Origin of the sequence: Mycolicibacterium fluoranthenivorans, from assembly GCF_011758805.1 — a bacterium.
GTDB classification, from domain to species: Bacteria; Actinomycetota; Actinomycetes; order Mycobacteriales; family Mycobacteriaceae; genus Mycobacterium; species Mycobacterium fluoranthenivorans.
The window spans coordinates 1,599,896-1,626,259 of the sequence record NZ_JAANOW010000001.1 but is presented as its reverse complement, the minus strand read 5'-3'; the positions used below and the strand labels follow the sequence as shown (position 1 = coordinate 1,626,259).

22 protein-coding genes, 1 pseudogene and 1 riboswitch are annotated in these 26,364 nt (G+C 67.3%); of the genes and pseudogenes, 14 read left to right on the top strand and 9 right to left on the bottom strand.

The annotated features are described in order from the left end of the window. The first annotated feature begins 176 nt into the window (after positions 1-176). From sdhC to FHU31_RS07990, 4 genes are read left to right on the top strand one after another with little or no spacing between them, the layout of a single operon-like run. Positions 177-602, top strand: coding sequence for a succinate dehydrogenase, cytochrome b556 subunit (gene sdhC, locus FHU31_RS08005; protein WP_090356090.1), 426 nt, complete (start codon positions 177-179; stop codon positions 600-602). Further along, positions 599-1,075: a succinate dehydrogenase hydrophobic membrane anchor subunit gene (locus FHU31_RS08000; protein ID WP_167157266.1), complete on the top strand. Its 477-nt coding sequence runs from the start codon at positions 599-601 to the stop codon at positions 1,073-1,075. The genes sdhC and FHU31_RS08000 overlap by 4 nt, the downstream gene beginning before the upstream one ends. Positions 1,076-1,091: 16 nt before the next feature. Next, a complete protein-coding gene (sdhA, locus tag FHU31_RS07995; RefSeq protein ID WP_167157264.1) occupies positions 1,092-2,846 on the top strand; it encodes a succinate dehydrogenase flavoprotein subunit in 1,755 nt (584 codons plus the stop codon). A 2-nt stretch (positions 2,847-2,848) separates the two neighbouring features. Then, a complete protein-coding gene (locus tag FHU31_RS07990) occupies positions 2,849-3,628 on the top strand; it encodes a succinate dehydrogenase iron-sulfur subunit (RefSeq protein WP_167157262.1) in 780 nt (259 codons plus the stop codon). A gap of 93 nt (positions 3,629-3,721) precedes the next feature. On the opposite strand, the gene FHU31_RS07985 is transcribed toward FHU31_RS07990, so the two are convergent. Next, a complete protein-coding gene (locus FHU31_RS07985) occupies positions 3,722-5,137 on the bottom strand; it encodes an APC family permease (RefSeq protein WP_167157260.1) in 1,416 nt (471 codons plus the stop codon). Next, positions 5,134-6,249 carry a Zn-dependent alcohol dehydrogenase gene (locus FHU31_RS07980; protein ID WP_167160771.1) on the bottom strand — a complete coding sequence of 372 codons (1,116 nt, stop codon included), beginning with the start codon at positions 6,247-6,249 and terminating at the stop codon, positions 5,134-5,136. Before FHU31_RS07980 ends, FHU31_RS07985 begins: the two co-directional genes overlap by 4 nt. A 131-nt stretch (positions 6,250-6,380) precedes the next feature. Between FHU31_RS07980 and FHU31_RS07975 the strand changes: the two genes are divergently transcribed. Both FHU31_RS07975 and FHU31_RS07970 read left to right on the top strand, forming a co-directional pair. Beyond that, a complete protein-coding gene (locus tag FHU31_RS07975) occupies positions 6,381-6,992 on the top strand; it encodes a helix-turn-helix domain-containing protein (RefSeq protein WP_234901156.1) in 612 nt (203 codons plus the stop codon). Positions 6,993-6,997: 5 nt separating this feature from the next. Then, a pseudogene (locus tag FHU31_RS07970) lies at positions 6,998-7,618 on the top strand (carboxymuconolactone decarboxylase family protein); the annotation flags it as partial. On the opposite strand, the gene FHU31_RS07965 reads toward FHU31_RS07970, so the two are convergent. Further along, the gene (locus tag FHU31_RS07965; RefSeq protein WP_167157256.1) at positions 7,563-8,489 is read right to left on the bottom strand and encodes a sigma-70 family RNA polymerase sigma factor; all 927 of its coding nucleotides are present in this window, start codon (positions 8,487-8,489) and stop codon (positions 7,563-7,565) included. The pseudogene FHU31_RS07970 and the gene FHU31_RS07965 sit on opposite strands and share 56 nt — an antisense overlap. Positions 8,490-8,620: 131 nt before the next feature. On the opposite strand from FHU31_RS07965, the gene FHU31_RS07960 reads away from it, so the two are divergent. Beyond that, positions 8,621-10,351: an APC family permease gene (locus tag FHU31_RS07960; protein ID WP_167157254.1), complete on the top strand. Its 1,731-nt coding sequence runs from the start codon at positions 8,621-8,623 to the stop codon at positions 10,349-10,351. An 89-nt stretch (positions 10,352-10,440) separates the two neighbouring features. Continuing rightward, the gene (locus tag FHU31_RS07955; protein WP_167157252.1) at positions 10,441-11,781 is read left to right on the top strand and encodes an NAD-dependent succinate-semialdehyde dehydrogenase; all 1,341 of its coding nucleotides are present in this window, start codon (positions 10,441-10,443) and stop codon (positions 11,779-11,781) included. 62 nt (positions 11,782-11,843) lie between these two features. On the opposite strand, the gene FHU31_RS07950 is transcribed toward FHU31_RS07955, so the two are convergent. Then, positions 11,844-13,337: a gamma-aminobutyraldehyde dehydrogenase gene (locus FHU31_RS07950; protein WP_263987898.1), complete on the bottom strand. Its 1,494-nt coding sequence runs from the start codon at positions 13,335-13,337 to the stop codon at positions 11,844-11,846. A 115-nt stretch (positions 13,338-13,452) separates the two neighbouring features. On the opposite strand from FHU31_RS07950, the gene FHU31_RS07945 reads away from it, so the two are divergent. From FHU31_RS07945 to FHU31_RS07930, 4 genes are all read left to right on the top strand, one after another. Beyond that, on the top strand, positions 13,453-13,974 hold the full coding sequence (locus FHU31_RS07945) for an Lrp/AsnC family transcriptional regulator (protein WP_167157248.1): 522 nt from the start codon (positions 13,453-13,455) through the stop codon (positions 13,972-13,974). Beyond that, positions 13,971-15,356 (top strand): aspartate aminotransferase family protein, encoded by a 1,386-nt coding sequence (locus FHU31_RS07940; RefSeq protein ID WP_167157246.1) that lies wholly within the window; start codon positions 13,971-13,973, stop codon positions 15,354-15,356. Before FHU31_RS07945 ends, FHU31_RS07940 begins: the two co-directional genes overlap by 4 nt. 70 nt (positions 15,357-15,426) lie before the next feature. Continuing rightward, a complete protein-coding gene (locus tag FHU31_RS07935) occupies positions 15,427-16,455 on the top strand; it encodes an SMP-30/gluconolactonase/LRE family protein (RefSeq protein ID WP_263987897.1) in 1,029 nt (342 codons plus the stop codon). 80 nt (positions 16,456-16,535) lie between these two features. After that, positions 16,536-17,768 carry a D-alanyl-D-alanine carboxypeptidase gene (locus FHU31_RS07930; protein WP_167157244.1) on the top strand — a complete coding sequence of 411 codons (1,233 nt, stop codon included), beginning with the start codon at positions 16,536-16,538 and terminating at the stop codon, positions 17,766-17,768. On the opposite strand, the gene FHU31_RS07925 is transcribed toward FHU31_RS07930, so the two are convergent. From FHU31_RS07925 to trpS, 3 genes are read right to left on the bottom strand one after another with little or no spacing between them, the layout of a single operon-like run. Then, a complete protein-coding gene (locus FHU31_RS07925) occupies positions 17,759-18,553 on the bottom strand; it encodes a nitronate monooxygenase (protein WP_167157242.1) in 795 nt (264 codons plus the stop codon). The two genes, FHU31_RS07930 and FHU31_RS07925, sit on opposite strands and share 10 nt — an antisense overlap. Before the next feature lie 26 nt (positions 18,554-18,579). Beyond that, on the bottom strand, positions 18,580-19,608 hold the full coding sequence (gene yhjD, locus FHU31_RS07920; protein ID WP_167157240.1) for an inner membrane protein YhjD: 1,029 nt from the start codon (positions 19,606-19,608) through the stop codon (positions 18,580-18,582). Positions 19,609-19,627: 19 nt separating this feature from the next. Further along, positions 19,628-20,653 (bottom strand): tryptophan--tRNA ligase, encoded by a 1,026-nt coding sequence (gene trpS / locus FHU31_RS07915; protein ID WP_167157238.1) that lies wholly within the window; start codon positions 20,651-20,653, stop codon positions 19,628-19,630. Positions 20,654-20,732: 79 nt separating this feature from the next. Here trpS and FHU31_RS07910 point away from each other — a divergent pair, with 79 nt between their 5' ends. Further along, positions 20,733-21,785, top strand: coding sequence for a lipase family alpha/beta hydrolase (locus FHU31_RS07910; protein WP_167157236.1), 1,053 nt, complete (start codon positions 20,733-20,735; stop codon positions 21,783-21,785). Here the strand turns inward: FHU31_RS07910 and FHU31_RS07905 are convergent. Beyond that, positions 21,778-22,575: an exodeoxyribonuclease III gene (locus FHU31_RS07905; protein ID WP_167157234.1), complete on the bottom strand. Its 798-nt coding sequence runs from the start codon at positions 22,573-22,575 to the stop codon at positions 21,778-21,780. The genes FHU31_RS07910 and FHU31_RS07905 overlap by 8 nt on opposite strands. A 95-nt stretch (positions 22,576-22,670) precedes the next feature. Between FHU31_RS07905 and FHU31_RS07900 the strand changes: the two genes are divergently transcribed. Further along, positions 22,671-23,510: an epoxide hydrolase EphH gene (locus tag FHU31_RS07900; RefSeq protein ID WP_167157232.1), complete on the top strand. Its 840-nt coding sequence runs from the start codon at positions 22,671-22,673 to the stop codon at positions 23,508-23,510. 9 nt (positions 23,511-23,519) lie between these two features. Here FHU31_RS07900 and FHU31_RS07895 read toward each other — a convergent pair whose 3' ends face one another. After that, positions 23,520-25,757 (bottom strand): NADP-dependent isocitrate dehydrogenase, encoded by a 2,238-nt coding sequence (locus tag FHU31_RS07895; RefSeq protein ID WP_167157230.1) that lies wholly within the window; start codon positions 25,755-25,757, stop codon positions 23,520-23,522. Positions 25,758-26,086: 329 nt separating this feature from the next. Beyond that, positions 26,087-26,218: riboswitch (SAM riboswitch) on the top strand. Positions 26,219-26,364 lie beyond the last annotated feature (146 nt).

Genomic DNA, 26,364 nt, shown 5'->3' with positions numbered 1-26,364 from the left:
GGCAACCAATGTAGGTAACCCTAACTTTGTGGTAGAACGGCCTCTTTGGGCTCCACGCTAGTTCTAAGTGGGCTCCATTTGGGTTTAGAGTCGCCCCGAGGTTTGGGGACGAATTACAGCCTTGTCCCCGAACGTCCACCGATGGCGTTGGAGATGTCCGAAATGAGACCGCGAATATGACCCAGACGGCTGCGGATTCCGAAACACCGGCACCGCGTTCCAAACCGGCACGTCGCCGCACCCTGTATCGCGGCGACCCAGGCATGTGGTCCTGGGTACTGCACCGCATCACGGGTGCCACGATTTTCTTCTTCTTGTTCGTCCACGTGCTCGACACCGCGCTGGTGCGGGTGAGCCCGCAGGCCTACAACGAAGTGATCGAGACCTACAAGACGCCGATCGTCGGCCTCATGGAGGTGGGGCTGGTCGCGGCGGTGCTCTACCACGCCCTCAACGGCATCCGCGTCATCCTCATCGATTTCTGGCAGCACGGTCCGCGTTATCAGCGGCTGATGCTGTGGGTCATTGCCGGAATCTGGTTGGCCGTGATGATTCCCTCCTTGGGCGTCCTCGGCATGCACATGGCGGAGCGTTTTCTATGAGCAGCGAGAATCCTTACGACCACCTGAGCGAGCGCGGCGGCCCGGCCCCGGTCATGCAGCGCAGCTACGACCGGCCCGCGGGTCTGGACAATCCGCGCGCCCCGCGCCGGCCCGGCGGTATGCCCAACTTCGAGAAGTACGCCTGGCTGTTCATGAGATTTTCTGGTCTCGTACTGGTTTTTCTCGCTCTAGGGCATCTCTTCATCATGTTGATGTGGCAGAACGGCGTGTACCGCATCGACTTCAACTACGTCGCACAGCGCTGGGCCTCGCCGTTCTGGCAGACCTGGGATCTGCTGCTGCTGTGGCTGGCTCAGCTGCACGGCGGCAACGGGATGCGCACCATCATCGCCGACTACGCCCGCAAGGATTCCACCAAGTTCTGGCTGAACACCCTGCTCGCACTGTCGATCCTGTTCACGTTGGTGCTGGGCACCTACGTGCTGCTGACGTTCGACGCGAACATCTCTTGATCGGGAGCTGCGAAAAATGATTGTTGAACACCGCTACGACGTCGTCATCGTCGGCGCAGGCGGCGCCGGGATGCGCGCCGCCGTCGAAGCCGGCCCGCGCGCCCGCACCGCCGTGCTGACCAAGCTGTACCCGACCCGCAGCCACACCGGCGCCGCCCAGGGCGGTATGTGCGCCGCGCTGGCCAACGTCGAAGAGGACAACTGGGAGTGGCACACCTTCGACACCGTCAAGGGCGGCGACTACCTCGCCGACCAGGACGCCGTCGAGATCATGTGCAAAGAGGCCATCGACGCGGTCTACGACCTGGAGAACATGGGGATGCCGTTCAACCGCACCCCCGAGGGCCGTATCGACCAGCGCCGCTTCGGCGGGCACACCCGCGATCACGGCAAGGCGCCGGTGCGCCGGGCCTGCTACGCGGCCGACCGCACCGGACACATGATCCTGCAGACGCTGTACCAAAACTGCGTCAAGCACGATGTGGAGTTCTTCAACGAGTTCTACGCACTGGACATCTCGCTCACCGAGACCCCCGGCGGCCCGGTCGCCACCGGCGTCATCGCCTACGAGCTGGCCACCGGCGACATCCACGTCTTCCACGCCAAGGCGATCGTCTTCGCCACCGGCGGGTCGGGCCGGATGTACAAGACCACCTCCAATGCGCACACCCTGACCGGTGACGGTCTGGGCATCATCTTCCGCAAGGGACTTCCCTTGGAGGACATGGAGTTCCACCAGTTCCACCCGACCGGCCTGGCCGGGCTGGGCATCCTGATCTCCGAAGCCGTGCGCGGTGAGGGCGGGCGTCTGCTCAACGGCGAGGGCGAGCGCTTCATGGAGCGCTACGCGCCCACGATCGTCGACCTGGCCCCGCGTGACATCGTGGCCCGCTCGATGGTGCTCGAGGTGCTCGAAGGCCGCGGCGCCGGGCCGAACAAGGACTACGTCTACATCGACGTGCGCCACCTCGGCGCGGATGTCCTGGAAGCCAAGCTGCCCGATATCACCGAGTTCGCCCGGACCTACCTGGGGGTGGATCCGGTCACCGAACTGGTGCCGGTGTACCCGACCTGCCACTACGTGATGGGCGGTATCCCCACCAACGTCCACGGCCAGGTGCTGCGCGACAACAACACCATCGTGCCGGGCCTGTACGCCGCGGGCGAGTGCGCGTGCGTGTCGGTGCACGGTTCCAACCGGCTGGGCACCAACTCGCTGCTGGACATCAACGTGTTCGGTCGCCGCGCCGGTATCGCCGCCGCGGAATATGCCAACAACCACAACCACGTCGACCTGCCGGAGCAGCCGGCCGAGATGGTGGTCGGCTGGGTGGGTGACATCCTCTCCGAGCACGGCAACGAGCGCGTCGCCGATATTCGCACCGCCCTGCAGCAGTCGATGGACAACAACGCCGCGGTGTTCCGCACCGAGGAGACGCTGAAGCAGGCGCTCACCGACATCCACGCCCTGAAGGAGCGCTACTCGCGAATCACGGTGCAGGACAAGGGCAAGCGTTACAACAGCGACCTGTTGGAGGCCATCGAGCTGGGCTTCCTGCTGGAGCTGGCCGAGGTGACCGTCGTCGGTGCGCTGAACCGCAAGGAATCCCGCGGCGGGCATGCCCGCGAGGACTACCCCAACCGCGACGACACCAACTACATGCGCCACACCATGGCCTACAAAGAGGGCACCGACCTGCTGTCCGACATCCGGCTGGACTACAAGCCCGTGGTCCAGACCCGGTACGAGCCGATGGAACGGAAGTACTGACGATGACCGCAGTTGCCGAACCCGAGACCAAGGGCCCCGACCTGCCGCCCGTGCCCGACGGCGCGGTGATGGTCACGCTGAAGATCGCCCGGTTCAATCCGGAGAACCCGGACGCGGCCGGCTTCCAGAGCTTCCGCGTGCCGTGCCTGCCCAGCGACCGGCTGCTGAACCTGCTGCACTACGTGAAGTGGTACCTGGACGGCACGTTGACGTTCCGCCGGTCCTGCGCCCACGGGGTGTGCGGGTCCGACGCCATGCGCATCAACGGGGTGAACCGGCTGGCGTGCAAGGTGTTGATGCGTGACCTGCTGCCCAAGAAGGCGTCCAAGCAGCTCACGATCACCATCGAGCCCATCCGCGGCCTGCCCGTGGAGAAGGATCTGGTCGTCGACATGGAGCCGTTCTTCGACGCGTTCCGCGCGGTCAAGCCGTTCCTGATGACCTCGGGCAATGCCCCGACGCGCGAGCGTATCCAGAGCCAGACCGACCGCGCGCGCTATGACGACACCACCAAGTGCATCCTGTGTGCCTGCTGCACCACCAGCTGCCCGGTGTTCTGGAACGAAGGCTCGTACTTCGGCCCGGCCGCGATCGTCAATGCGCACCGGTTCATCTTCGACAGTCGTGACGAGGGTGCCGCCGAGCGTCTGGACATCCTCAACGACGTCGACGGGGTGTGGCGCTGCCGCACCACCTTCAACTGCACCGACGCCTGCCCTCGTGGCATCCAGGTGACTCAGGCGATCCAAGAGGTCAAGCGCGCCCTGATGTTCGCGCGGTAGTTCCTTCGCTCTGCAGCCTGAAAGACACGCGAATGTGAAGCCTCTGCGGGGAATCGGCATCGATCCCGCAGAGGCTTCACATTCGGCACATCGTCAGGCGTCTTCGGCGTATGTCCCCGCGCGCTGCGCCGCTTCCGGATCGCGGAATCGCAGGGCCGCGAATCCGGCGATACCCAGTACCAGCACGGCCACGAAGACATACGGCAACAGGTTCATCGGGGCGGCCGGAACCGGAAAGATGTTGCGGTAGAACACATACGCCATCACCACCGTGCCGACCACGCCACACAGCACGGTCATCGCCAGCTTGGCGGCCCCGAGCCGGCGGATGAACAGCGGTGCGCCCACGCAGATCAGGATGTAGCTGAGCATGTAGCCGAAGGTGCCGACGGTGTCGATGTAGGTGGTTGCCAGCAGCGGCGCGGTGCCGGCCCCGACCACGGCGCAGGTCGCCACCGCCACCACGGGTGTCACCGCCACGATGCCTGACGTCGGAGTGCGGTGCCGGGGGTGGGTACGGGCCAGCCAGGCCGGCAGCACGCCTTCCTTGCCCATGCCGAACAGCAGGCGTGCGGCCACGGTGATACAGGCCATCACCACGGCCAGAAACGATGCGGCAAAGCCGATATCCAGGAACGGACCCAGGAAGTCCAGGCCGCTGCCGCGGGCCAGGTCCTCCATCGGGTCCGCACTGGCGGCCAGCGCTTCGGGGCCGCCCGCGCCGACCACCTGCGCGTAGGTGGCGAAGATGTAGAGCACCCCGGCCAGCACCGCGCTGCCCATCACCGCACGTGGGATGGCGCGATACGGTTCGGCCGCTTCGGCACCGAGTGAGGCCGCGCCCTCGAAGCCGACGAAGCCCAGGACCGCCAGCACGACGGCGAAGACGATGCCGTCGGCGTCGAAACCCTTCAGGGTGATCTGGTCGAGGTCGAAGACCTGACCGTGCGTGATCAACACGGCGATCAGCACCAGCACGATCAGCACGATCGACAGCACCTCCAGGGCGGAGGACACCCTGGCCGCCAGTCGCACGCCGACAATGGTCAGCCACGCCGCGATCAGCACCAGCACGATGTCGAGGAAGACCTGACCGGCGGGCCCGGCAAAGGTCTGCACCCCCACCGTTTCCAGTACCCGACTGGTGTAGTAGCCGGCGCCGGCCAGCGAGCCGGCGGCAATGCACACCGCACCGATGAGCAGTGCCCAGCCGGTGACGAACGCCCCACCCGGGCCCAGCGACAACCGGGAGAACGCGTACAGCGACGTGGCGCCGGCCCGCCTGCGGGCGAACACACAGACGCAGTAGCCGATGGCCATCACCCCGACCAGCGCGATGGCGAAGGACAGCCAGGCGCCGTTGCCGGCGGAGGCGGCCATCGCAGCGGGTGCGAAGGCGATGACCGCACTCGGTGCGACATTGGCGACGCTCTGCGCGCCGACCTCGAAGGTGCTCACGCTGCGCCGGGCCAACCCGTCTCCGGCGAGGACCGTGTCGTTGGCGCTCATGCCTGCGCACCCATCGACGGCACCAGCAGGGTGCGCAGCGCGCCGCCACCGGCCAGATCGTCCAGGGCGTGCTGCACGTCCTCCAGCGGACGACGGCCCGACACCATCGAATCGAGATCCAGTTCGCCCTCCATGTACAGGTCGACCAGGCCGGGGATGTCGCGCTGCGGGTCGACCGAACCATAGTTGGAGCCGAGGATGCGCTGGTTGGCCTCGGCCAGCACCAGCGGGTCGAAGCGCGCCGTCGAGCCGGTCGGTGGCAGACCGACGATGACGGCGGCACCGCCGAGACCGAGCGCGGCAATGGCCTGTTCGGTGGTGACGATCTTGCCGATGGCGTCGAAGATGTAGTCGAGCCCTTCCGGCACAAGTTCTTTGAGCGCGGCAACGGCATCGGTCGCCGCGGAGTCGATGGTGTCGGTGGCACCGAGGCGGCGGGCGTGCTCCAGCTTGCCGGCGTCGATGTCGACGGCGATGATGCGTCCGGCCTTGGCCAGCCGCGCGCCCTGGATACAGCACAGCCCGACACCGCCACAGCCGATCACCGCAACGGTGGCGCCCTCTTCGACCCCGGCGGTGTTGCGCACCGCCCCCACACCGGTGGCCACCGCGCAGCCGACGAGTGCGACGACGTCCAGCGGGGCGTCCTTGCGGATCCGCACCGCACCGGCGGCGGGCACCACCACCCGCTCGGCGAATGAGGACACGCCGAGATAGTGGTGCAGGGTCGCGCCGTCCCGACTCCACCGGCCGGTGCCGTCGAACAGCACGCCGCCGGCCGCGACCACCGTCGCGGCGACTTCGCACTGCCACGGCCGCGCACGCTCGCACTGCCGGCACGAGCCGCAACCCGGGACCCAGGACAGCACGACGTGGTCGCCGACGGCCAGGCTGGTCACGCCGTCACCCAGGGCGGTCACGACGCCGGAACCTTCGTGGCCCAACACCACCGGGGCCGGGACGTCCCACTCCCCCTTGACGACATGCAGGTCCGAATGGCACACGCCGGCACCGGCGATCGCCACCTCCACCTCGCCCGGACCGGGTGGAGCCAGCTGCACGTCCACGGTGTGCACCGCCCTCCCGGGTTCGGTGAACACCGCAGCGCGCACGGTCCGTGCGTCGTGATGGTGGGTATGACTCACAAACAGCTCCTCGGTTGTTTAATGCCACAAAACTTTTTCGAAGTTATATACCGCTAAACTCCGAACGGCAAGAGCTGTCACGGCCGGGAGGGAAGCCGATGCCACGAACTCGATCTGCGGGCGCGGCGCGCACCGCCGACGTCGACTCGATGATGAACCGGCTCGGGCCGAAGCTGCGGGCGTTGCGCACCGAGCGGGGACTCACCCTCGACGCAGTGGCCACCGAAGCCGACCTGACCAAGGGTTTCCTCAGCCTCGTCGAGCGGGGCCAGACCGCGATCTCGGTACCCAATCTGCTGCGGATCTGCGACATCCTCGGCGCGTCGGTGGGCTCGCTGTTCGACTTCCCCGATTCGGCGATGGTGCGCAATGGGCGGGGCGCGCCACTGGAGATGGGCGGCAGCGGTATTCGCGAGTATCTGCTCACCCCGGCCACCGAACAGAACGTCCAGGTGATGCGCACCGTCCTCCAACCCGGCGGCGGATCCGGCGGCGCCTACACACTGGATTCCAAGACGATCGTCGTCGTCGTCATCCGCGGCAAGCTGCGCCTGGTGGTCGACGGTCAGGAACAGCTGCTCGACACCGGAGACTGCTACACGTTCTCCGCGCAGTCACCGCACGCCTGGGACAACGCCGACACCGGCGAGAGCGAAGTCATGTGGTCGATCGCCCCGCCGCTGCCGACCGGTTCGCCGGCGCGCGGGTAGGGCTGTCACACATTCGCGGGCTACCTCGTCTGACAGATATGACAACGAGAATCGCTCCCCTGCCCCCGACACATGCAGGCCTGTTCACCCGGTTGATGTACCGGTACGCCAAGCGGCAATTCGGCGAGGTGCCCGAACCGTTCACCGTGGCGGCACATCATCCCCGCCTGCTGGTCGCCAACGGCGTACACGAGATGCTGCTCAAGAGCGGGTCAAAGAAGCTGCCGGCCGGCGTCCGTGAGCTCGCGGTGTTCTGGACCGCGCGCACCGTCGGCTGCTCCTGGTGTGTCGATTTCGGCGCCATGCTCATGCGCTTGGACAACCTGGACGTGGACCGGCTCACCTCCATCGCCGACTACGCGACGTCACCGGCGTTCGACGACGACGAACGCGCCGCGATCGCCTACGCCGACGCCATGACCACCGACCCGCACACGGTCACCGACGAGCAGGTGGCCGACCTGCGCGCCCGGTTCGGCGATGCGGGAGTGATCGAGCTGACCTACCAGATCGGCATCGAGAACATGCGGGCACGGATGTACGCGGCACTGGGCATCACCGAGCAGGGCTTCAATTCCGGCGATGCGTGCCGGATTCCGTGGACTGATGGAGCGGGGACGCGGTGAACTTGTCCGGATTCGCGATATCCCATACCGCGCAGACCAATCCGTCACGGACCGTCATCACCGTGATGCGCGGTGACAGCTCCGGATAACCGTCGGACGCGGGACGGCCCGGCGTGTAACTGCCCAGGTCCCCGTTGACCAGAGCCAGCTCAGTCGCCGAGAGCCAGTCCGGCCCATAGCGTTTGGCCAGCCCGAAGAGGAACCGCGCGACCTTGTCGGGACCGACGATGACCCGGGCCGCGGTGGGCGCGCGCCGGTTGGCATCGCCGGTGAAGGTGACGTCGGGATGCAGCAGCGCGACGACGGCGGCCATATCGCCGGCGGCCATGGCGGCCATCAGGTTGCCGACGACCTCCGAGTGCGCCGGGTCGGGCGGCGGCGCCGACGCGACCGCACGGCGCGCGCGGGAGGCCAGCTGCCGGGCGGCGGCAGCGCCGATCCCCAGGATGTCGGCGACCTCGTCGAACGGTACGGCGAATCCGTCGTGCAGGACGAAGGCGACCCGCTGATCCGGGGTCAGCCGCTCCAGGACCACCATGGCCGCAAACCGCGCGTCCTCGGCCGCCACCACGGCGGCCAGCGGATCGGCGGCACCGCCGAATCCCGTCACCACGGGCTCGGGCAGCCATTCGCCGACATAGGTCTCCCGCCGGTGCGCGGCCGAGCGCAGGCGGTCCAGCCCGAGGCGGCTCACCACGGTGGTCAGCCAGGCCCGCAGATCGGCGATCTCGGTGCCGGAATTGTGCCAGCGCAGCCAGCAATCCTGAACGATGTCCTCGGCGTCGGCATACGTGCCGGTCAGCCGGTAAGCCACGGCCAGCAGGTGGGGCCGCAGCGCTTCGAATTCGTCCGCCCGCTGCGCGGTGGTCACAGTTCACGACAATAGCGCGCGCGGCCGTGCCACCGGACACCAGAAAAACTAATTTCGTTGTTGACGCGCACTTTGACAACTGAAACCGTATTCTACGTTCTCGATATGTCAGTAATCAGCAGGGAGATGCGATGAGTAAAGGCGAACTCACCCTCGAGCCCAGCGGTTCCGGGGTCGAGAGCAAAGGACTCAAGGGCGGCGCCCTGGGTCTGGTGTCGAGCATCGTCGTCGGGATGGCCTCCACGGCGCCCGCCTACAGCCTCGCGGCGACCCTGGGGCTCATCGTCGCCAGCAGCACCGGGCTGCTCTCGGGCACCAAAGCACCTGCCATCGTGCTCATCTCGTTCATCCCGATGTATCTGATCGCCGTGGCCTACCAGGAGCTGAACAAAGCCGAGCCGGACTGCGGCACCACCTTCACGTGGGCGTCGCGTTCCTTCGGCCCGGTGGTGGGCTGGCTGGGCGGCTGGGGCATCATCGCCGCCGACGTCATCGTGATGGCCAACCTGGCCCAGATCGCCGGGGCCTACTCCTTCACCTTCGCCGGCGACCTTGGCTGGCATTCGGCGGCCACGCTGGCCAGCAGCACCCTGTGGTCCACGGTGGCCGGCGTCATCTGGATCGCGGTGATGACCTACATCTGTTACCGCGGTATCGAGGTGTCCGCACGACTGCAGTACGGACTGCTGGGCATCGAGGTCGTGGTGCTGATCGTGCTGTCGGTGGTGGCCCTGGTCAAGGTGTACACCCACACCGCCGAGGACTACTCGCTGATCCCGTCGCTGTCCTGGTTCTGGCCCGGTGGACTGGATTTCGGCACTGTCATCGCGCCCGCGATTCTGACCACCATCTTCATCTACTGGGGCTGGGACACCGCGGTGGCGTGCAACGAGGAGTCCGATGACCCGGGCCGCACGCCCGGCCGGGCCGCCGTGATCTCGACCTTCCTGCTGCTGGCCACCTACGCCCTGGTGAGCGTCGCGGCGGTGGCGTTCGCCGGCGTCGGCACCGACGGTATCGGGCTGGGCAATCCGGAGAACTCCGCCGATGTGTTCGCCGCGATCGGCCCGGACCTGTTCGGGGACAGCACACTTGGTCACATCGGCATGCTGCTGCTGTCGGCGTCCATCCTGACCTCGGCCTCGGCCTCCACTCAGACCACCATCCTGCCGACGGCCCGCACCACCCTGTCCATGGGCGTGTACAAGGCGTTGCCGGATTCCTTCGCCAAGATCCACCGCACCTACCTGACCCCCACCACATCGACCATCGCGATGGGCATCGTCAGTGCCGTCTTCTACGTGCTGTTCACCGTCATCAGCACCAATCTGCTGACCGCGCTGATCGGCTCGGTGGGCCTGATGATCGCGTTCTACTACGGACTCACCGGCTTCGCCTGCGTGTGGTTCTACCGCAAGACGCTCACCGGCAACCTCCGCGACTTCGTGATGCGCGGCGTGGTGCCGTTGCTCGGCGGCGTCATCCTGCTGGTGATGTTCGGCTACGGCCTTGTGCAGTACGCCAAGCCGGACTGGCTGACCGACGACGACGGCAACAACGTCACCATCTTCGGGTTCGGCGCGGTCGCCGTCGTCGGGATCGGCGCCCTGGTGCTCGGCCTGATTCTCATGCTGGTGTGGCGCATCATGGCGCCCGGTTTCTTCAAGGGGCTCACCCTGCCCCGGCGCAGCCACGACCTCGTCCTGGAGACCGCCGCGGACCAGGCCGCCGTCGAAGCGCGGTTCGGCCTGCCGGACTCCGGTGACATGCCGACCGTCATCGCGCCCGACCTGTCGAACCTTCCGCCCGGGGTAACCGCGATCAACCCCGAAACGGGCGAGGAGTTCACCCGGGAGCGATGAGTTGCCCAACCCGCACTTGTCCTCTCGTGCAGTATTGATACCGAACCACTGAACCGGGCAGAGCTGCCCGTTGGAAGGAGTCACCAGCAATGAGCACGACGCTGTACGCGGTCGTCGATCCCTCGACCGGCGAGTTGGTGAAGGAATACCCGACCGCCACCGACGCCCAGATCGAGGCGGCCGTGGCCGCCGCCGCCAAAGCCCACCGCGAATGGTCACGCACCAGCACCGTCGCCGACCGCGCGGCGCTGATCCGCCGGGTGGCCGAACTGCACGTCGAGCGAAAAGACGAGCTGGCGCGCATCATTCAGCGCGAGATGGGCAAGCCCCTGGACCAGTCCGTGGGCGAGGTCGAGTTCAGCGCATCGATCTACGAGTACTACGCGGACAACGCCGAGAAGTTCCTCGCCGACGAACCCATCACGCTGCTCGACGGCGACGGGTCGGCACTGATCCGTCGTAGCTCGGTGGGCGTACTGCTGGGCATCATGCCCTGGAACTATCCGTACTACCAGGTGGCCCGGTTCGCCGGACCGAACCTGACCCTGGGCAACACGATCGTGCTCAAGCACGCCCCGCAGTGCCCCGAGTCCGCCGCGGCGTTGCAGCAGATCTTCACCGACGCCGGCTATCCCGAAGGCGCCTACGTCAACATCTACGCCACCAACGAACAGATCGCCGGGATCATCGCCGACCCGCGCATCCAAGGGGTGTCGCTGACCGGCTCCGAACGGGCCGGCGCGGCGGTGGCCGAGATCGCCGGACGCAACCTCAAGAAGGTGGTGCTCGAACTCGGCGGCTCGGATCCGTTCATCGTGCTGAGCTCGGACGACCTCGACGCCACGGTGGAGGCCGCGGTCGACGGCCGCTTCGAGAACACCGGCCAGGCCTGCAACGCCGCCAAGCGCATCATCGTCGCCGAGTCCGTGTACGACACCTTCCTCGACAAGTTCACCGCAAAAGTGCTCGCGAAATCCGAAGGGCTGGCTCCGCTTTCGTCGGTGGCCGCGGCCGAGCGACTGGAGGACCAGGTGAATCGGGCCGTCGAGGCCGGTGCCGAACTGACGACCAACGGCAGCCGCAAGGGCGCCTTCTACCCACCGGGTGTGCTCACCAACGTGCCCGCCGACTACCGCGAGGAACTCTTCGGTCCGGTGGCGTCGGTCTACAAGGTCGCCGACGAGGACGCGGCAATCGAACTGGCCAATGACACGCCGTTCGGCCTCGGCTCGTATGTCTACACCACCGACGACGCGCAGGCCGCCCGGGTCGCCGACAAGATCGAGGCGGGCATGGTGTTCGTCAACGCCGTCGGTGCCGAAGGCGTCGAGCTGCCGTTCGGCGGGGTCAAGCGGTCCGGCTTCGGCCGCGAACTGGGCCGCTTCGGAATCGACGAGTTCGTCAATAAGAAGCTGATTCGCATCGGCTGATCTCGGGTGATTTGTGCACGTTTACCGGCGTCGAGCGCCGGTAAACGTGCACAAATCGCGGGTCAGCGCTTCGTGAAAATGGTCCGGTGCCAGCCCTTTTCGGCCACACCGGTGATATCGCTCATCACGTGCTTGATGGTGAGGTACTCCTCGAAGGAGTAGTCGCTCATATCCTTACCGAACCCGGACGCGCCGACGCCGCCGTGCGGCATCTCCGAGATGATCGGGATGTGGTCGTTGATCCACACGCAGCCGGCGTCGATCTCACGCGATGCGCGCTGGGCGCGGTAGACGTCGCGGGTCCACGCCGAGGCGGCCAGCCCGTAGTCGGTGTCATTGGCCTGACGCAGCGCGTCATCGTCATCGGTGAAGGCGCGCACCGTCAGCACGGGCCCGAAGATCTCGTCCCGGTAGATCTCGGAATCCTCTGCGACATCGGCGATCAGCGTCGGGCGGTAGAACGAGCCGGGCAGATCGGGGATGACGCCGCCGGTGACGACGCGGCCGCCCTGGGCGGGTGCCCGCGAGACCATACCGGCCACCTTGTCCCGGTGTGCGGTGGTGATCAGCGGGCCCAGATCGGTGTCGGGATCGTGCGGGTCGCCGACCACGATCTTGCCCATCACCTCGGCCACCCCGGCGACGAAGTCGTCGTAGAGGTCGCGGGCGACGATCGCGCGGGTGGCCGCCGTGCAGTCCTGGCCGGTGTTGATCAGCGCCCCGGCGACCGCACCCTGGATGGCGGCATCGAGATCGGCGTCGTCGAACACGACGAACGGCGCCTTGCCGCCGAGTTCCAACTGGGTGCGGTGTCCGTGCGCGGCCGCGGCGGTCATCACCTTGCGGCCCACGGCCGTCGACCCGGTGAACGTCACGACGTCGACGTCACGGTGCCCGGCCAACGCCGTGCCGACATCGGCGCCCGACCCGGTGACGACGTTGAGCACCCCGGCGGGCAGGCCGGCCTCGGCGGCGATACGGGCCAACGTGAGGGTGGTCAACGGGGTGATCTCGGCGGGTTTGATGACGACGGCGCAGCCCGCGGCCAGTGCCGGGATGACCTTCCACACCGCCATCTGCAGCGGATAGTTCCACGGCGTGATGGTGGCCACCACGCCGACGGCCTCGCGGCGGATGCTGGAGGTGTGGTCGGCCGAATACTCGGCACTGGCTTTGCCTTCCAGATGCCGCGCCGCACCGGCGAAGAACGCCACGTTGTCGACACTGCCCGGGATGTCGAACTCGGTGGCCAGCCGTACCGGCTTGCCACACTGGGCCACTTCCTCGGCGATGAACGTCGCCGCGTTGGCCTCCATCAGTTCGGCGAGCTTGGCCAGCACGCCGGCCCGCTCGACGGGCGCCGCCTTGGCCCAGCCCGGTTGCGCGGCGCGCGCGGCGGCAACGGCGGCGTCCACATCCGCGGGAGTGGCCAGCGCATACGTCGACACCACCTCACCGGTGGCCGGACTGATCACCGCGAAGGGCTGACCGCCGGTCTTCACCGCCTCGCCGTTGATCCAGCTACCAGCGACAACAGGGGTTTCAGTGAGGGCCACGGGGCACCACGCTACCCGAGGTCTGCTGCGCATTCCACCGGTTGAGGACACCGGAAACGCGCGATTTAATCGAAATGGTTGCCTCAAACTACGGATTCCGTGCACAATCGTGTGCATGTCGAACCCAGATTCACAGCCCGGCGCCTCCGCCGTCTCCCTGCGAATCAACCACTCCCGGCCAGGCGCGGCATTCCAGCTCGACGAGCTGTCCAAGTCGATCATCGAGAAGCTGCAGCAGGACGGCCGACGTTCGTACGCGGGCATTGGCAAGGCCGTGGGTCTGTCGGAGGCCGCGGTACGCCAGCGCGTCCAGCGGATGGTCGACGCCGGCGTCATGCAGATCGTCGCCGTGACCGACCCCATGCAGCTGGGCTTCGCGCGCCAGGCCATGATCGGCATCCGCTGCACGGGCGACACCACCAAGGTCGCCGACAAGCTCTCCGCCATCGAGTCCGTGGACTACGTGGTGCTCACCGCCGGAACCTTCGACGCCATCGTCGAGGTGGTCTGCGAGGACGACGGCGACCTACTCGACCTGCTCAACACCAAGATCCGTGCCGTTCCAGGGGTGATATCAACCGAGACTCTTGTCTATCTCAAACTTGTCAAACAGCAATACAACTGGGGCACGCGATGACAACAACCGATGTAGCACAATCCCTTTCAACCGATCTGGCCGCCAAGGCCAAGCGCCACCTGTGGGGGCATTTCGCCCGGCACGGTGCCGATATCACCCCGCCCATCATCACCCGCGGTGAGGGCGTCCACATCTTCGACGACCAGGGCCGCCGTTATATCGACGGGCTCTCGGGCCTGTTCGTGGTCCAGGTCGGACACGGGCGCACCGAACTGGCCGAGGCCGCCGCAAAGCAGGCCGAGCAGCTGGCCTTCTTCCCGCTGTGGTCCTATGCCACCCCGACGGCGATCGAGCTGGCCGAACGGCTGGCGCACTACGCACCGGGTGACCTGAACCGGGTCTTCTTCACCACCGGTGGTGGCGAAGCGGTGGAGAGCGCCTGGAAACTGGCCAAGCAGTACTTCAAGCTCACCCGCAAACCCGGTAAGCACAAGGTGGTTTCGCGGGCGATCGCCTACCACGGCACCCCGCAGGGCGCGCTGGCGATCACCGGCATTCCCGCCTTCAAGGAGCCGTTCGAACCGCTCACCCCGGGTGGCTTCCGCGCACCGAACACGAACTTCTACCGGGCGCCGGAGGCCTACGCGCACGACGAGAAGGCGTTCGGGCGGTACTGCGCCGACCGGATCGCCGAGGCCATCGAGTTCGAGGGACCGGACACGGTGTGCGCGGTGTTCCTGGAGCCGGTGCAGAACGCCGGCGGTTGCTTCCCGCCGCCGCCGGGATACTTCGAGCGGGTCCGCGAGATCTGCGACGAGTACGACGTGCTGCTGGTGTCCGACGAGGTGATCTGCGCCTACGGCCGCATCGGTTCCATGTTCGCCTGCGACGATCTCGGCTACGTTCCCGACATCATCACCAGCGCAAAGGGTCTGACGTCGGGTTACTCACCGATCGGCGCGATGATCGCCAGCGACCGGCTGTTCGAGCCGTTCAACGACGGCAAGACGGTGTTCGGGCACGGCTACACCTTCGGCGGGCATCCGGTCTCGTCGGCGGTGGCGCTGGCCAACCTGGACATCTTCGAGCGCGAGGGCATCAACGCCCACGTCAAGCAGCAGGCCCCGGCGTTCAAGGCCACCCTGGAGAAGCTGTACGACCTGCCCATCGTCGGCGATGTCCGCGGTGAGGGTTTCTTCTACGGCATCGAACTCGTCAAGGACAAAACCACCAAGGAGACGTTCAACGACGAAGAGTCCGAGCGGTTGCTGCGCGGCTTCCTGACCCCCGCGTTGTGGGAGGCGGGCCTGTACTGCCGCGCCGACGACCGTGGCGACCCGGTGGTGCAGCTGGCTCCCCCGCTGATCAGCGGGCAGAAGGAGTTCGACGCGATCTACGACATCCTGCACGGGGTGCTGAGCGAGGCCGGTCGCCTGCTCTAGATCACGGACGTCGCGGCGGCCGGGCGGGAAACCGCCCGGCCGTCGCCGTCTGCGGACTACCGTCGGTGAGGTGTCGGCCGCTGTCGAGAAACCCACCATCCATCCCGTCCGCTGGCAACCACCGCCAGTGGACCCGCTGCCGGACTACCCGCTCCCCGAGCTCACCCTCGTGCCGATGCCCGGACACGGACCCGAGGATGTGGTGACCGATGCCCAGGGCGGGCTGTGGACCGGCCTGGTCGATGGCCGCATCGTGCGCCTGGACCCCGACGGGGCCGCGACCGTCGTCGCCGACACCGGCGGGCGACCACTGGGCATGCACGTCGCCCGCGACGGCCGGATCCTGGTCTGCGACAGCCACCGCGGGCTGCTGGCCTTGGACCCCGACACCGGCGAGCTGACCACGCTCACCCGGACGGCCCCAGTCGATGGCGCAGGCTCCGCGCCGCGCAGCCGACCCCTGCGGTTCTGTTCGAACGTCACCGAAACAGACGACGGCACAATCTATTTCACCGAGTCCACCAGCGACTACCACTACGAGTGGTTCAGGGCAGCGATCATGGACGCGCGCGGCGCCGGCGGCCTGTACCGGCTGAACCACGACGGCACCGTCGACACCCTGGCCGGCGGACTGTATTTCGCCAACGGTCTCACGGTCACCGCCGACGGTTCGGCGCTGGTATTCGCCGAGACACAGGCCCGCAGACTGTCGAAGTACTGGCTGACCGGTCCGCAGTCCGGCACCGTCACCCCGCTGGTACAGCACCTGCCGGGCATGCCGGACAACATCTGTACCGGCGCCGACGGCCGGATCTGGGTGGCGCTGGTCTGCCCGGTCAACAAGCCCGCCGACTGGCTGGCCGCCCGGCCGCCGGTGCTGCGCAGGGTGGTGTGGAGACTGCCCGCGGCCCTTCAGCCCCAGATGCCCTCAGAAGTGTGGGCGGTGGCCTTCGACCCGGACTCCGGCGCCCCGGTGGCCGGCATCCACGGTCGCCACCCGCGCTTCGGTCAGGTCACCGGACTGGTCGAGCGGGACGACCGGCTGTGGCTGAGCACCATCGGCTCGGACGCGCTCGCGCATTGCGCCCTGCCGAAGTAGTCACCTTTGTAACTTAAACCCCACCAGTCACAGCGCGGCTCCTCGAGATCGGCGCCGTCGTCACCTAATCTGCTGACACGATGGCGACCACGAAAACCCCGCTCCACCGCGCTGCAGCCCTGGCTGCAGCGCTTTTCCTGGCCGTCGGACCGGCCCTGGCACACGCCGAGCCCGGCCCGCCCGATCCCTGCCCGTTCCGGGTGACGACCCCACCCGCCGTGGACTCATCCGAGGTGCCCAAGGCGGGCGACCCGCCGGCCCCGCTGCCCGTGCCCGCCACCCCGCTGGGCGGGGACGCCATGGGCAACTGCGGAGTGGTCGTGGCACCCGACACCCCGCCCCTGCCCAACGACATCTCGGCCGAGGCCTGGGTGGTCGCCGATCTCGATACCGGCGATGTCATCGCCGCCAAGGACCCGCACGGCCGGCACCGCCCCGCCAGCATCATCAAGGTGCTGATCGCCATGCAGGCGATCAACGAGCTCCCACTGAACCGACAGGTCGTCGGCACCTCCGACGATGCGGCCGCCGAGGGCACCCGGGTCGGCGTCGACGAGGGCGGGCGGTACAGCGTCAACGACCTGCTGCACGGCCTGCTGATGCACTCCGGCAACGACGCCGCACACGCGCTGGCGGTGCAGGTCGGCGGCATGGACACCGCCCTGCAGAAGATCAACACGCTGGCCAACAAACTCGGGGGTCGGGACACCCGCGCCGCCACACCGTCGGGCCTGGACGGACCGGGCATGAGCACGTCGGCCTACGACATCGCCCTGTTCTATCGCTACGCGTGGCAGAACGACACCTTCGCGCACGTCGTGGCCACCGAGAAGTACCCGTTCCCCGGGCACCCGGCCCGCCCGGGCGAGGACCACGACCATCCCGGTTACGACCTGGAGAACGACGTCAAACTGCTCTACAACTACCCGGGCGCCCTCGGCGGCAAGACCGGCTACACCGACGATGCCGGTCAGACCTTCGTCGGCGCCGCCAACCGGGACGGCCGCCGCCTGGTCGCGGTGCTGTTGCGCGGCACCCGCGAACCCATCGCGCCCTGGGAGCAGGCCGCGCACCTTCTGGACTACGGCTTCGCCACGGCACCGGGTACCAAGGTCGGCAAGCTGATCGAGCCCGATCCCTCCCTGCTGGCCAAGGCCAAGCAGGACAGGCCGGATCCCACCGCCGTGGCGGCCACCGCGCTACCGCCCGCCGACGCCGTGCCGGTGCGGGTGGGTGTCGGTCTGGTCGGCGCGATCATCGTCTTCGCGCTGATCATGGCCGCCCGGTCGATGAATCGCCGACCTCAGGCCTGACCCGCCAGCCGGGCCACCACCTCCGCCGCCCCGAGTTCCTCCCCCAGCTCGCCGACGCCCTGACCGGCGTTGACCGCCGAACCGCGCAGCACGCGCTCGGGAATGGTTACCGGCCAACGGTATCCGGCGGCGATGTCGAATTCCCGGGTGAGTTCGGTCTCGGTGCCCGCCAGCAGTTCGCCACGGGCCCCCGGCGGCGTCAGAGCCTCGTGGCACAGCGTGAACGCCGTCCCCACCCACACCCCCGCCGCCCCGGCGGCCAGTGCGGCGGATACCGCGGCGGCCGATCCGATCCCCCCGGCGGCAAGCACCGGGACATCGACGGCATCGAGGACGTCGGCGAGTACCACCCGAGTCGGCGACACCGGCTCGCCGTGGCCCCCACCCTCGGCGCCGCGGGCCACCAGGACATCCACCCCGGCGGCCAACGCGCGCTCCGCGGCGCCCCGATGCGCCACTTGGGCGCACACCGGGACACCCGCGGCGTGCGCGTCAGCCACCCAGGACCAGTCATCTCCGAAACTCACCGCGAGCAGCGTGGGCCGCGCCGCCACCGCGATCTCGAACAGCTCGGGCTGCTCGGACATCACCCAGTGCACCAGCCCGATGCCGAACGGGCCGCCGTGGTCGCCCAGTTCGGCAAGCTCCCGGCGCAATGCCCCCGGGGTGGCCGCGCTGCCCATGCCGATCATCCCCAACCCGCCCGCTTTCGACACCGCGGCGGCCAACCGCCCGCCGGCCGCGCCGCCCATCGGGGCGTTCACGATCGGCACCGAGATCCCCATGGCCTCGCACCATGCCTGGGCCGGTGTCATCGCGAACGGCGGCACCATCGCGAAATACCCAACGCCCCAATCGCTCCCGCCGCGAACGCGACCGCCGCACCGTGGACTCCGACTCCCTCGCGCACCTGCACCCGCGGGGTGATGGCCGCCGGACCGGGCGGCCCGACGGGCGCCAGCAACATGCTCTCGGCCGATGTCGCCGCCCACGCGGTGGCGAACAGGATGAGCCGGGCGGTCACGTAGGCGAACACCATCAGACCGAGCACCGGACCGAAGGTGGCGCCGGCCGGTCCGTGCACGACCGAGCCCAGATAGATCGACCCGACCTGCTTGAAGATCTCGAACCCCACCGCAGCCAGCAGCCCGCCCTGTACCGAGCCGCCGAAGGCGACCGGCTCACGCGGCAGCCGGGCGATCATCCAGGTGAACAGCAGCCAGGACACCAGCGCCGAGAGCAACCAGGACACCGCGCCCAACAGCCGGCCCAGCGTCGTGATGTCGTGCAGCCCCACCCAATCCAGCACCCGCGTCATCACCGACTTGTTGGCCAGCGCGGTGAGCGCGATGGTGAGCACCATGGCGACGAACACCGACAGCAAGGCCGCCAGATCCGACAGCTTGGCGCGCACGAAACCGTCCTTCTCGGTGCGCTGCTCCCACATCTGGCTGAGCGCCTCGCGCAGGTTCGACATCCAGCCCAAGCCGGCCCAGGCTGCGGTGGCCAGGCCGATGACACCGACCGTGCCGCGGGAGGAGATCGCCGAGTCCATCAGCTGCACCAGTTGGGTGCCGAAGTCACCCGACACCGTCTCCTTGATCCGCAGTTCGATATCGGCCATCAACTGCGGCCGGCTGGCCAGCACGAAGCCGGCGGCCGCGAAGCCCACCATCAACAACGGAAACAGCGCGAACACCGTGAAGTAGGTGATGCCCGCGGCGTAGAAATCGCCCTTGCGGTCGTTGTAGCGTTGCTGGGCCCGCATGATGCGGCCCAACCACGGGAATCGGGCGCGCAGTCGGTCCAGCACACCCGGCTTGTCGTCCGGCTCAGCCATGGCGGTTTCTCCCCGGGTGTCAGCGCGTGGGCGGCAGGAAGCCCACCCTGTCATATACCCGCCGCAGCGTCTTTTCAGCGACCTCGCCGGCGCGCGCGGCACCGGCGGCGAGCACCGCCTGGAGTTCGGCCGGATCGGCCAGCAGGTCGTCGACCCGGTTCTTGATGGGGGTGACGAATTCGACTACGGCGTCCGCTGTTTCGGACTTCAGATCGCCGTAGCCGCGCCCCGAGTAACCCTCGACGAGCTTGTCGACGTCGGTACCGGTCACCGCGGACTGGATGGTCAGCAGGTTGGACACCCCCGGCTTGTTCTGCGGATCGAACCGGATCTCGCGCTCACTGTCGGTGACCGCCGAGCGGATCTTCTTGGCGGTCTTCTTCGGATCGTCGAGCAGGCTGATCAACCCGGCATCGGTGGACGCCGACTTGCTCATCTTCGCCGTCGGGTCCTGCAGGTCGTAGATCTTGGCGGTGGCCTTGGGGATCATCGCCTCAGGCACCACGAAGGTGCCGGGGAACCGACCGTTGACCCGCGCGGCGACGTCGCGCGCGAGCTCCAGATGCTGACGCTGGTCCTCCCCCACCGGCACCACGGCCGTGTCGTAGAGCAACACGTCGGCGGCCATCAACACCGGGTAGGTGAACAGACCGACGGTGGTCGAGTCGGCGCCCTGCTTCTGCGACTTGTCCTTGAACTGCGTCATCCGAGAGGCCTGGCCGAATCCGGTGAAACACCCCAAGACCCACGCGAGTTCGGCGTGCGCGGGCACGTGACTCTGCACGAACACCGTCGCCTTGGCGGGATCCACCCCGAGGGCCAGGTACTGCGCCGCGGTGGCCAGCGTGCGCGCGCGCAGCACCTCGGGATCCTGCGCGACGGTGAGGGCGTGCAGGTTCACGACACAGAAGTAGGCGTCGTAGTCGTGCTGCAGGCCCACCCACTGGTTGACCGCCCCGAGCGCGTTACCGAGGTGCAGGGAGTCTGATGTGGGCTGCGCGCCGGAGAAGACGACCTGGCGAGCGGAGCTGCTGGAATCACTCATGATGTGTTGATTTTGTCATGCGCGGATTTCGGGCTGCACCGACTACTATTTGCGACACCGTCAATTAATTGGGAGGGTCGTGTACCGCTTCTTGGTCGGCCTGTTGGTCTTCGCCCTCGCCACCGCGTTCAGTGTCGGAATCGCCCACGCCGCACCGCGATCCGCGGGCCGCGCCGTCGTCATCGTGTCCGGCGGCGACGCCACGAGTCCGTTCACCACGCCCGACCAGGCTTGTGCGTCGGGGCTGGCCGCCGGAAACACCGATACCGAGCTGCGCCACTACCTGCTCGGGCAGGGCTACACCGTGTTCACCTCGCCGGCGATGGCCGGTCGCGGCCCCGTCGTCGACCAGGGCGGTTTCGGCGCCTTCGGGGACTGTCCGATCCCGCTCCCGGAGAACATGACCGTCAACTCGACCGCCAGCATCGACACCGCCGGTGAACATCTGGCCCGATTCTTCGGCCACCTGCACGAGCGCTACGGCGTCGACGAGATCGACATCGTCGGCCACTCGATGGGCGGGCTGTATTCCCGGTCGGCCATCCGGGTCTTGCAGAGCCTGGGATCACCGATCCGGATCCGGTCGCTGACGACCCTCGGGACCCCGTGGCAGGGGTCCTATCTGTCCGATTACGCCAACGGGATCACCCCGAGGTCGGACTGCCTCGGGGACACCTTCTGCGAGACCGCCATGGACAATATGAAGGCCGAGGTCGAACGGCTGATGGCCGGCTCGGGACGCGAGGTCAACCAGGCCTACCTGATGGGCCCCGACGGCTGGAACGACTACCAGGCCGGGGTGCTGGACAAGATCCCGGTGACCCTGATCGGCGGCAACCGCTTCGCCGCACCGGCGGGCGCGGGCCCGGTGAATCCCACCGTGTGGCCCAACGACGGGCTCGTCGCGCTCTCGAGTGCGCTGGCCACCGAGATCAGCGACCGGGTACTGCCGCACCGGCGCTGCCTCACCTTCGACGACACCCACAGCATCTTCGTGTCCGATCTCGCCGGGCTGCCCTGGCAGACGGGACTCACCTGGGATCCACGGGTTCTGGATGCGGTGCGTGCGGCCATCGACGGTGCCGACAGTGCGCTCAGCGCACCCGGCGACCCGCACTGCCCGGTCAGCTGAATTCGACCGTCACCGGCGCGTGATCCGACCACCGCAGCGCATACAACTCGGCACGCTCGACATGAGCGGACACCGCCCGTTCGGCCAGTCGCGGATCGGCCAGGTGATAGTCGATGCGCCAGCCGGCGTCGTTGTCGAAAGCCTTACCGCGCCATGACCACCAGCTGTAGGGGCCGGCGACGTCGGGGTGCAGCCTGCGCACCACGTCAACCCACCCGGTGGCCATCAGCTCGGTCAGCCACTGCCGCTCGCCGGGCAGGAAGCCGGCTTTCTTGACGTTGGCCTTCCAGGCCTTGATGTCGTTCTCGGTGTGGGCGATGTTCCAGTCACCGCACAGTACGGTGTCGCGGTTGCCGCCCAGAAGTTCCGCCATCCGGGCCTCGATGGTCGCCATGAAGCGTTCCTTCTCCAGCTGTCGGTCGGTCTCGGCCTCCCCGGTGGGCAGGTAGACGCTGGCGACGGTGGCGCCCTCGGTGTCCACCTCGATATAGCGGCCGTGCGCGGCGAACTCCTCGGATTGCAGCACCCGCACACCGGTGAACGGGGTCCGCGACAGGACGGCAACACCGTTGCGGCCCTTCACATGCGGCTCCGCCGACGCCAGATGCCAGCCGTCTGCCAGGGCCGGCGCCAGCGCGTCGCGCAGCTGCTCGTCGTCGGCGCGGGTCTCCTGCAGACAGACGATGTCGGCACGGGACTCCTTCAACCAGGGCAACAGACCGAGGTTCTCACTGGATCGTTGCTTGACGGCCGCGCGGATGCCGTTGACGTTGACGGTGGTGACGATCACGCCAGCACCCTAGTAGAGGCCACCGACAGCCGGTCGGCACCCCCGCACCCACAGATTCTTGCGGTACCGCCGGTATCACCTTAGTGTCGGGCGCTATGACCGAACGCACACCGATCCACCTCGGATCGGGTGAGCCCATTCTGATGCTGCACCCGTTCCTGTGCTCCCAGAACGTCTGGCGGACGGTGGCCACCCGACTCGCCGGCACCGGCCGTTTCGAGGTGCTGGCGCCCACCATGGTCGGCCACCGTGGCGGTCGCCGCGCACCGAGCTGGCTGCTCGACACCGTCGCCCTGGTCGACGACATCGAGCGACGTATGGACGAAATCGGCTGGCGCACCGCGCATATCGTCGGCAACTCACTGGGCGGCTGGGTGGCCTTCGAACTGGAGCGCCGGGGCCGGTCACGCACCCTGACCGCGATCGCCCCGGCCGGCGGGTGGAGTCAGCATTCGCCCGGCAAGTACGAGACGGTGCTGAAATTCATCCTCGGCGGGCCGGCCCTGCTCGCCGCGCGCCTACTCGGCCCTCGCATCCTGGAGTTGCCGTTCGTCCAGCGGATCGCCACCCTGCCCGTCAGCGGGCCCGCCGACGGGCCCAGCCGTCCCGATATGGTCGCGCTCCTCGAGGACGCCACGCACTGCACGGCGTACTTTCAGCTGCTACTCAAGACGCTGCGACTCCCCGGCCTGCTGGAGTTGGCCGATGTCGGCGTGCCGACGCACCTGGTGCTGTGCGAGAAGGACCGGGTCTTCCCGACACCGCGTGGGCACCGCTACTTCCTCGACAATCTGCCCCGCGATACCCGCGTGACCAGACTGCCGGGCTACGGCCACATCCCGATGCTCGAAGCGCCCGGCCACGTCACCGAGCTGATCGCCGACTTCGTCGACGCGCACACCGAACCCGAGCGCGCGGCGTCGCCGGCGGGCTGACCGGCAGCCTCAGCTCTTGACGGCCTCCAAGGCGGCGTTGAACGTCTTGCTCGGACGCATCACGGCCGCCGTCTTCTCCGGATCCGGGAAGTAGTACCCGCCGATGTCGGCGTGCCCGCCCTGGACCTCGTTGAGCTCGGTCACGATGGCGTCCTCGCTGTCGGCCAGGGACTTGGCCAGCGGAGCGAAGTGCGCGGCCAGTTCGGCGTCCTCGGTCTGTTCGGCCAGCGCCTGCGCCCAGAACAGCGCAAGGTAGAACTGGCTGCCCCGGTTGTCCAACTCACCGGCCTTGCGGGACGGATTCTTGTTCTCGTCCAACAGCTTGCCGACGGCGCTGTCCAGCGTGTCGGCCAGCACCTTGGCCTTGGCGTTGCCGGTCTTGTTGCCCAGATCCTCCAGGCTGGCACCGATCGCGAGGAACTCGCCGAGCGAATCCCAGCGCAGGTGATTCTCTTCGAGCAGCTGGCTGACGTGCTTGGGCGCCGAACCACCGGCACCGGTCTCATACAGTCCGCCGCCGGCCATCAGCGGCACCACCGACAGCATCTTGGCGCTGGTGCCCAGCTCCAGGATCGGGAACAGGTCGGTCAGGTAGTCGCGCAGGATGTTGCCCGTCGCGGCGATGGTGTCGAGCCCGCGGATGACTCGCTCCAGGGTGTACCGCATGGCCCAGACCTGCGGCAGGATCGTGATGTCGAGGCCCTCGGTGTCCTCGTCCTTGAGATAGGCCTTGACCTTCTTACGCAGTTCGTTCTCGTGCGGACGTTCGTCGTCCAGCCAGAACACCGTGGTCATACCGGACAGCCGGGCCCGGTTGACGGCCAGCTTGACCCAGTCCCGGATGGCGGCGTCCTTGACGACCGGCATCCGCCAGATGTCACCCGCTTCGACGTTCTGCGAGACCAGCACCTCGCCGGTCGCGATATCGACGATGTCGGCGACGCCGTCCTCGGAGATCTCGAAGGTCTTGTCGTGGCTGCCGTACTCCTCGGCCTGCTGTGCCATCAGGCCCACGTTGGGGACCGTGCCCATGGTGGTCGGATCGAACTGGCCGTTGGTCTTACAGAAGTTGATCATCTCCTGGTACATCCGGGAGAAGGTCGACTCCGGGTTGACGGCCTTGGTGTCCTTGGTGCGGCCGTCGGCGCCGTACATCTTGCCGCCGAGGCGGATCATCGCGGGCATCGAGGCGTCCACGATCACGTCGGACGGCGAGTGGAAGTTCGAGATGCCCTTGGCCGAGTCGACCATCGCGAGCTCCGGCCGGTGCTCGTGGCAGCGATGCAGATCCTCGATGATCTCCTCACGCTGCGACGCCGGCAGTGACTCGATCTTGCTGTAGAGGTCGGAAAGACCGTTGTTGACGTTGACGCCCAGCTCGTCGAACAGCGCCTGATGCTTGGCGAAGGCGTCCTTGTAGAAGATCTTCACCGCGTACCCGAAGACGATGGGGTGGCTGACCTTCATCATGGTGGCCTTGACGTGCAGCGAGAACATCACGCCGGTCTTGTAGGCGTCCTCGATCTGCTCCTCGTAGAAGTCGCACAGCGCCTTCTTGCTCATGAACATGCTGTCGATGATGTCGCCGGCGTCGAGCTTGACCTCGGGCTTGAGCACGACGGTGGCACCGCTCTTGGTGGTCAGGACCATCTTGACGTTGCGCGCCTTGTCCAGCGTCAGCGATTTCTCGCCGTGGTAGAAGTCGCCGTGCTTCATGGTCGCGACGTGGGTCCGGGAGGCCTGCGACCACGCGCCCATGCTGTGCGGGTGCTTGCGGGCGTACTCCTTGACCGCCTTGGGGGCGCGGCGGTCGGAGTTTCCCTCGCGCAGCACCGGGTTCACCGCGCTGCCCAGGATCTTGGAGTAGCGGTCCTTGAGCACCTTTTCTTCGTCGGTCTTCGGGTCGCCCGGGTAATCCGGCAGGGCGTAGCCCTTACCCTGCAATTCCTTGATCGCGGCCATCAGCTGCGGCACCGAGGCGCTGATGTTCGGCAGCTTGATGATGTTGGCGTTGGGATCCTGGGTCAGCTCGCCGAGGGCGGCCAGGTTGTCGGGCACCTTCTGTTCGTCGGTGAGGTAGTCACCGAACTCGGCCAGGATGCGCGCCGCTACGGAGATGTCGCTCGTCGCCACGTCGATACCGGCGGCGTCGGCGAAGGTGCGGATCACCGGAAGGAAGCCGTAGGTGGCAAGAAGCGGCGCTTCGTCGGTCAGCGTGTAGATGATTGTCGGCTGCTGGGCGCTCATGGTTGTTCTTCCGGCCTCACTGTCTGTATCAGATATACGGCGTGCGACACGGACCCCAAAAGCGACGTGCCCCTTGGTGTTGGGCGCCTTTTCCTTTGGCGTGTCACTGTTCTTCTGGGACCTTCCAGGTTCTGGCAGGTCTCGACGGCAACACTACAAGGGCCCAGGCAGCCATGAGGGGCCAACCTTGGCTACTGGCCAGTAGCTTGTGGCCCGCCCGAAGGTGGGGCTTTGCCCCGTGTGCGCGAGCCGCCCCCGCGACACGCTTACCACACCCCGTCGACAAACCCGGTGGCCGACGCCCGAGGTGGTGAGTTAGGCTTTGTATCGGTCATGAGTGCCAGCATCAAGCCCCGGCTTGCTGGCCGGCAACCCTCCAACCGCGGTGGGGTGCTCCGGGTGAAGACCAGGTTGAGCAGTCGTCGGGATGTTTCCGAACGACCGCAAGGCAAGCGCGGGTCCGTTCTATCGGGCCCCTGAGGTAGGGAGACCTGATGGAGGTAAACCATGTGCTGTTGTCCGTGAATCCAGTCGGTAAGCCCCTCGCGGGTTACCGCCGTCTTCCATGACGTCACCCACCGGACACCCCTTCCCCTCTTTCGCACAG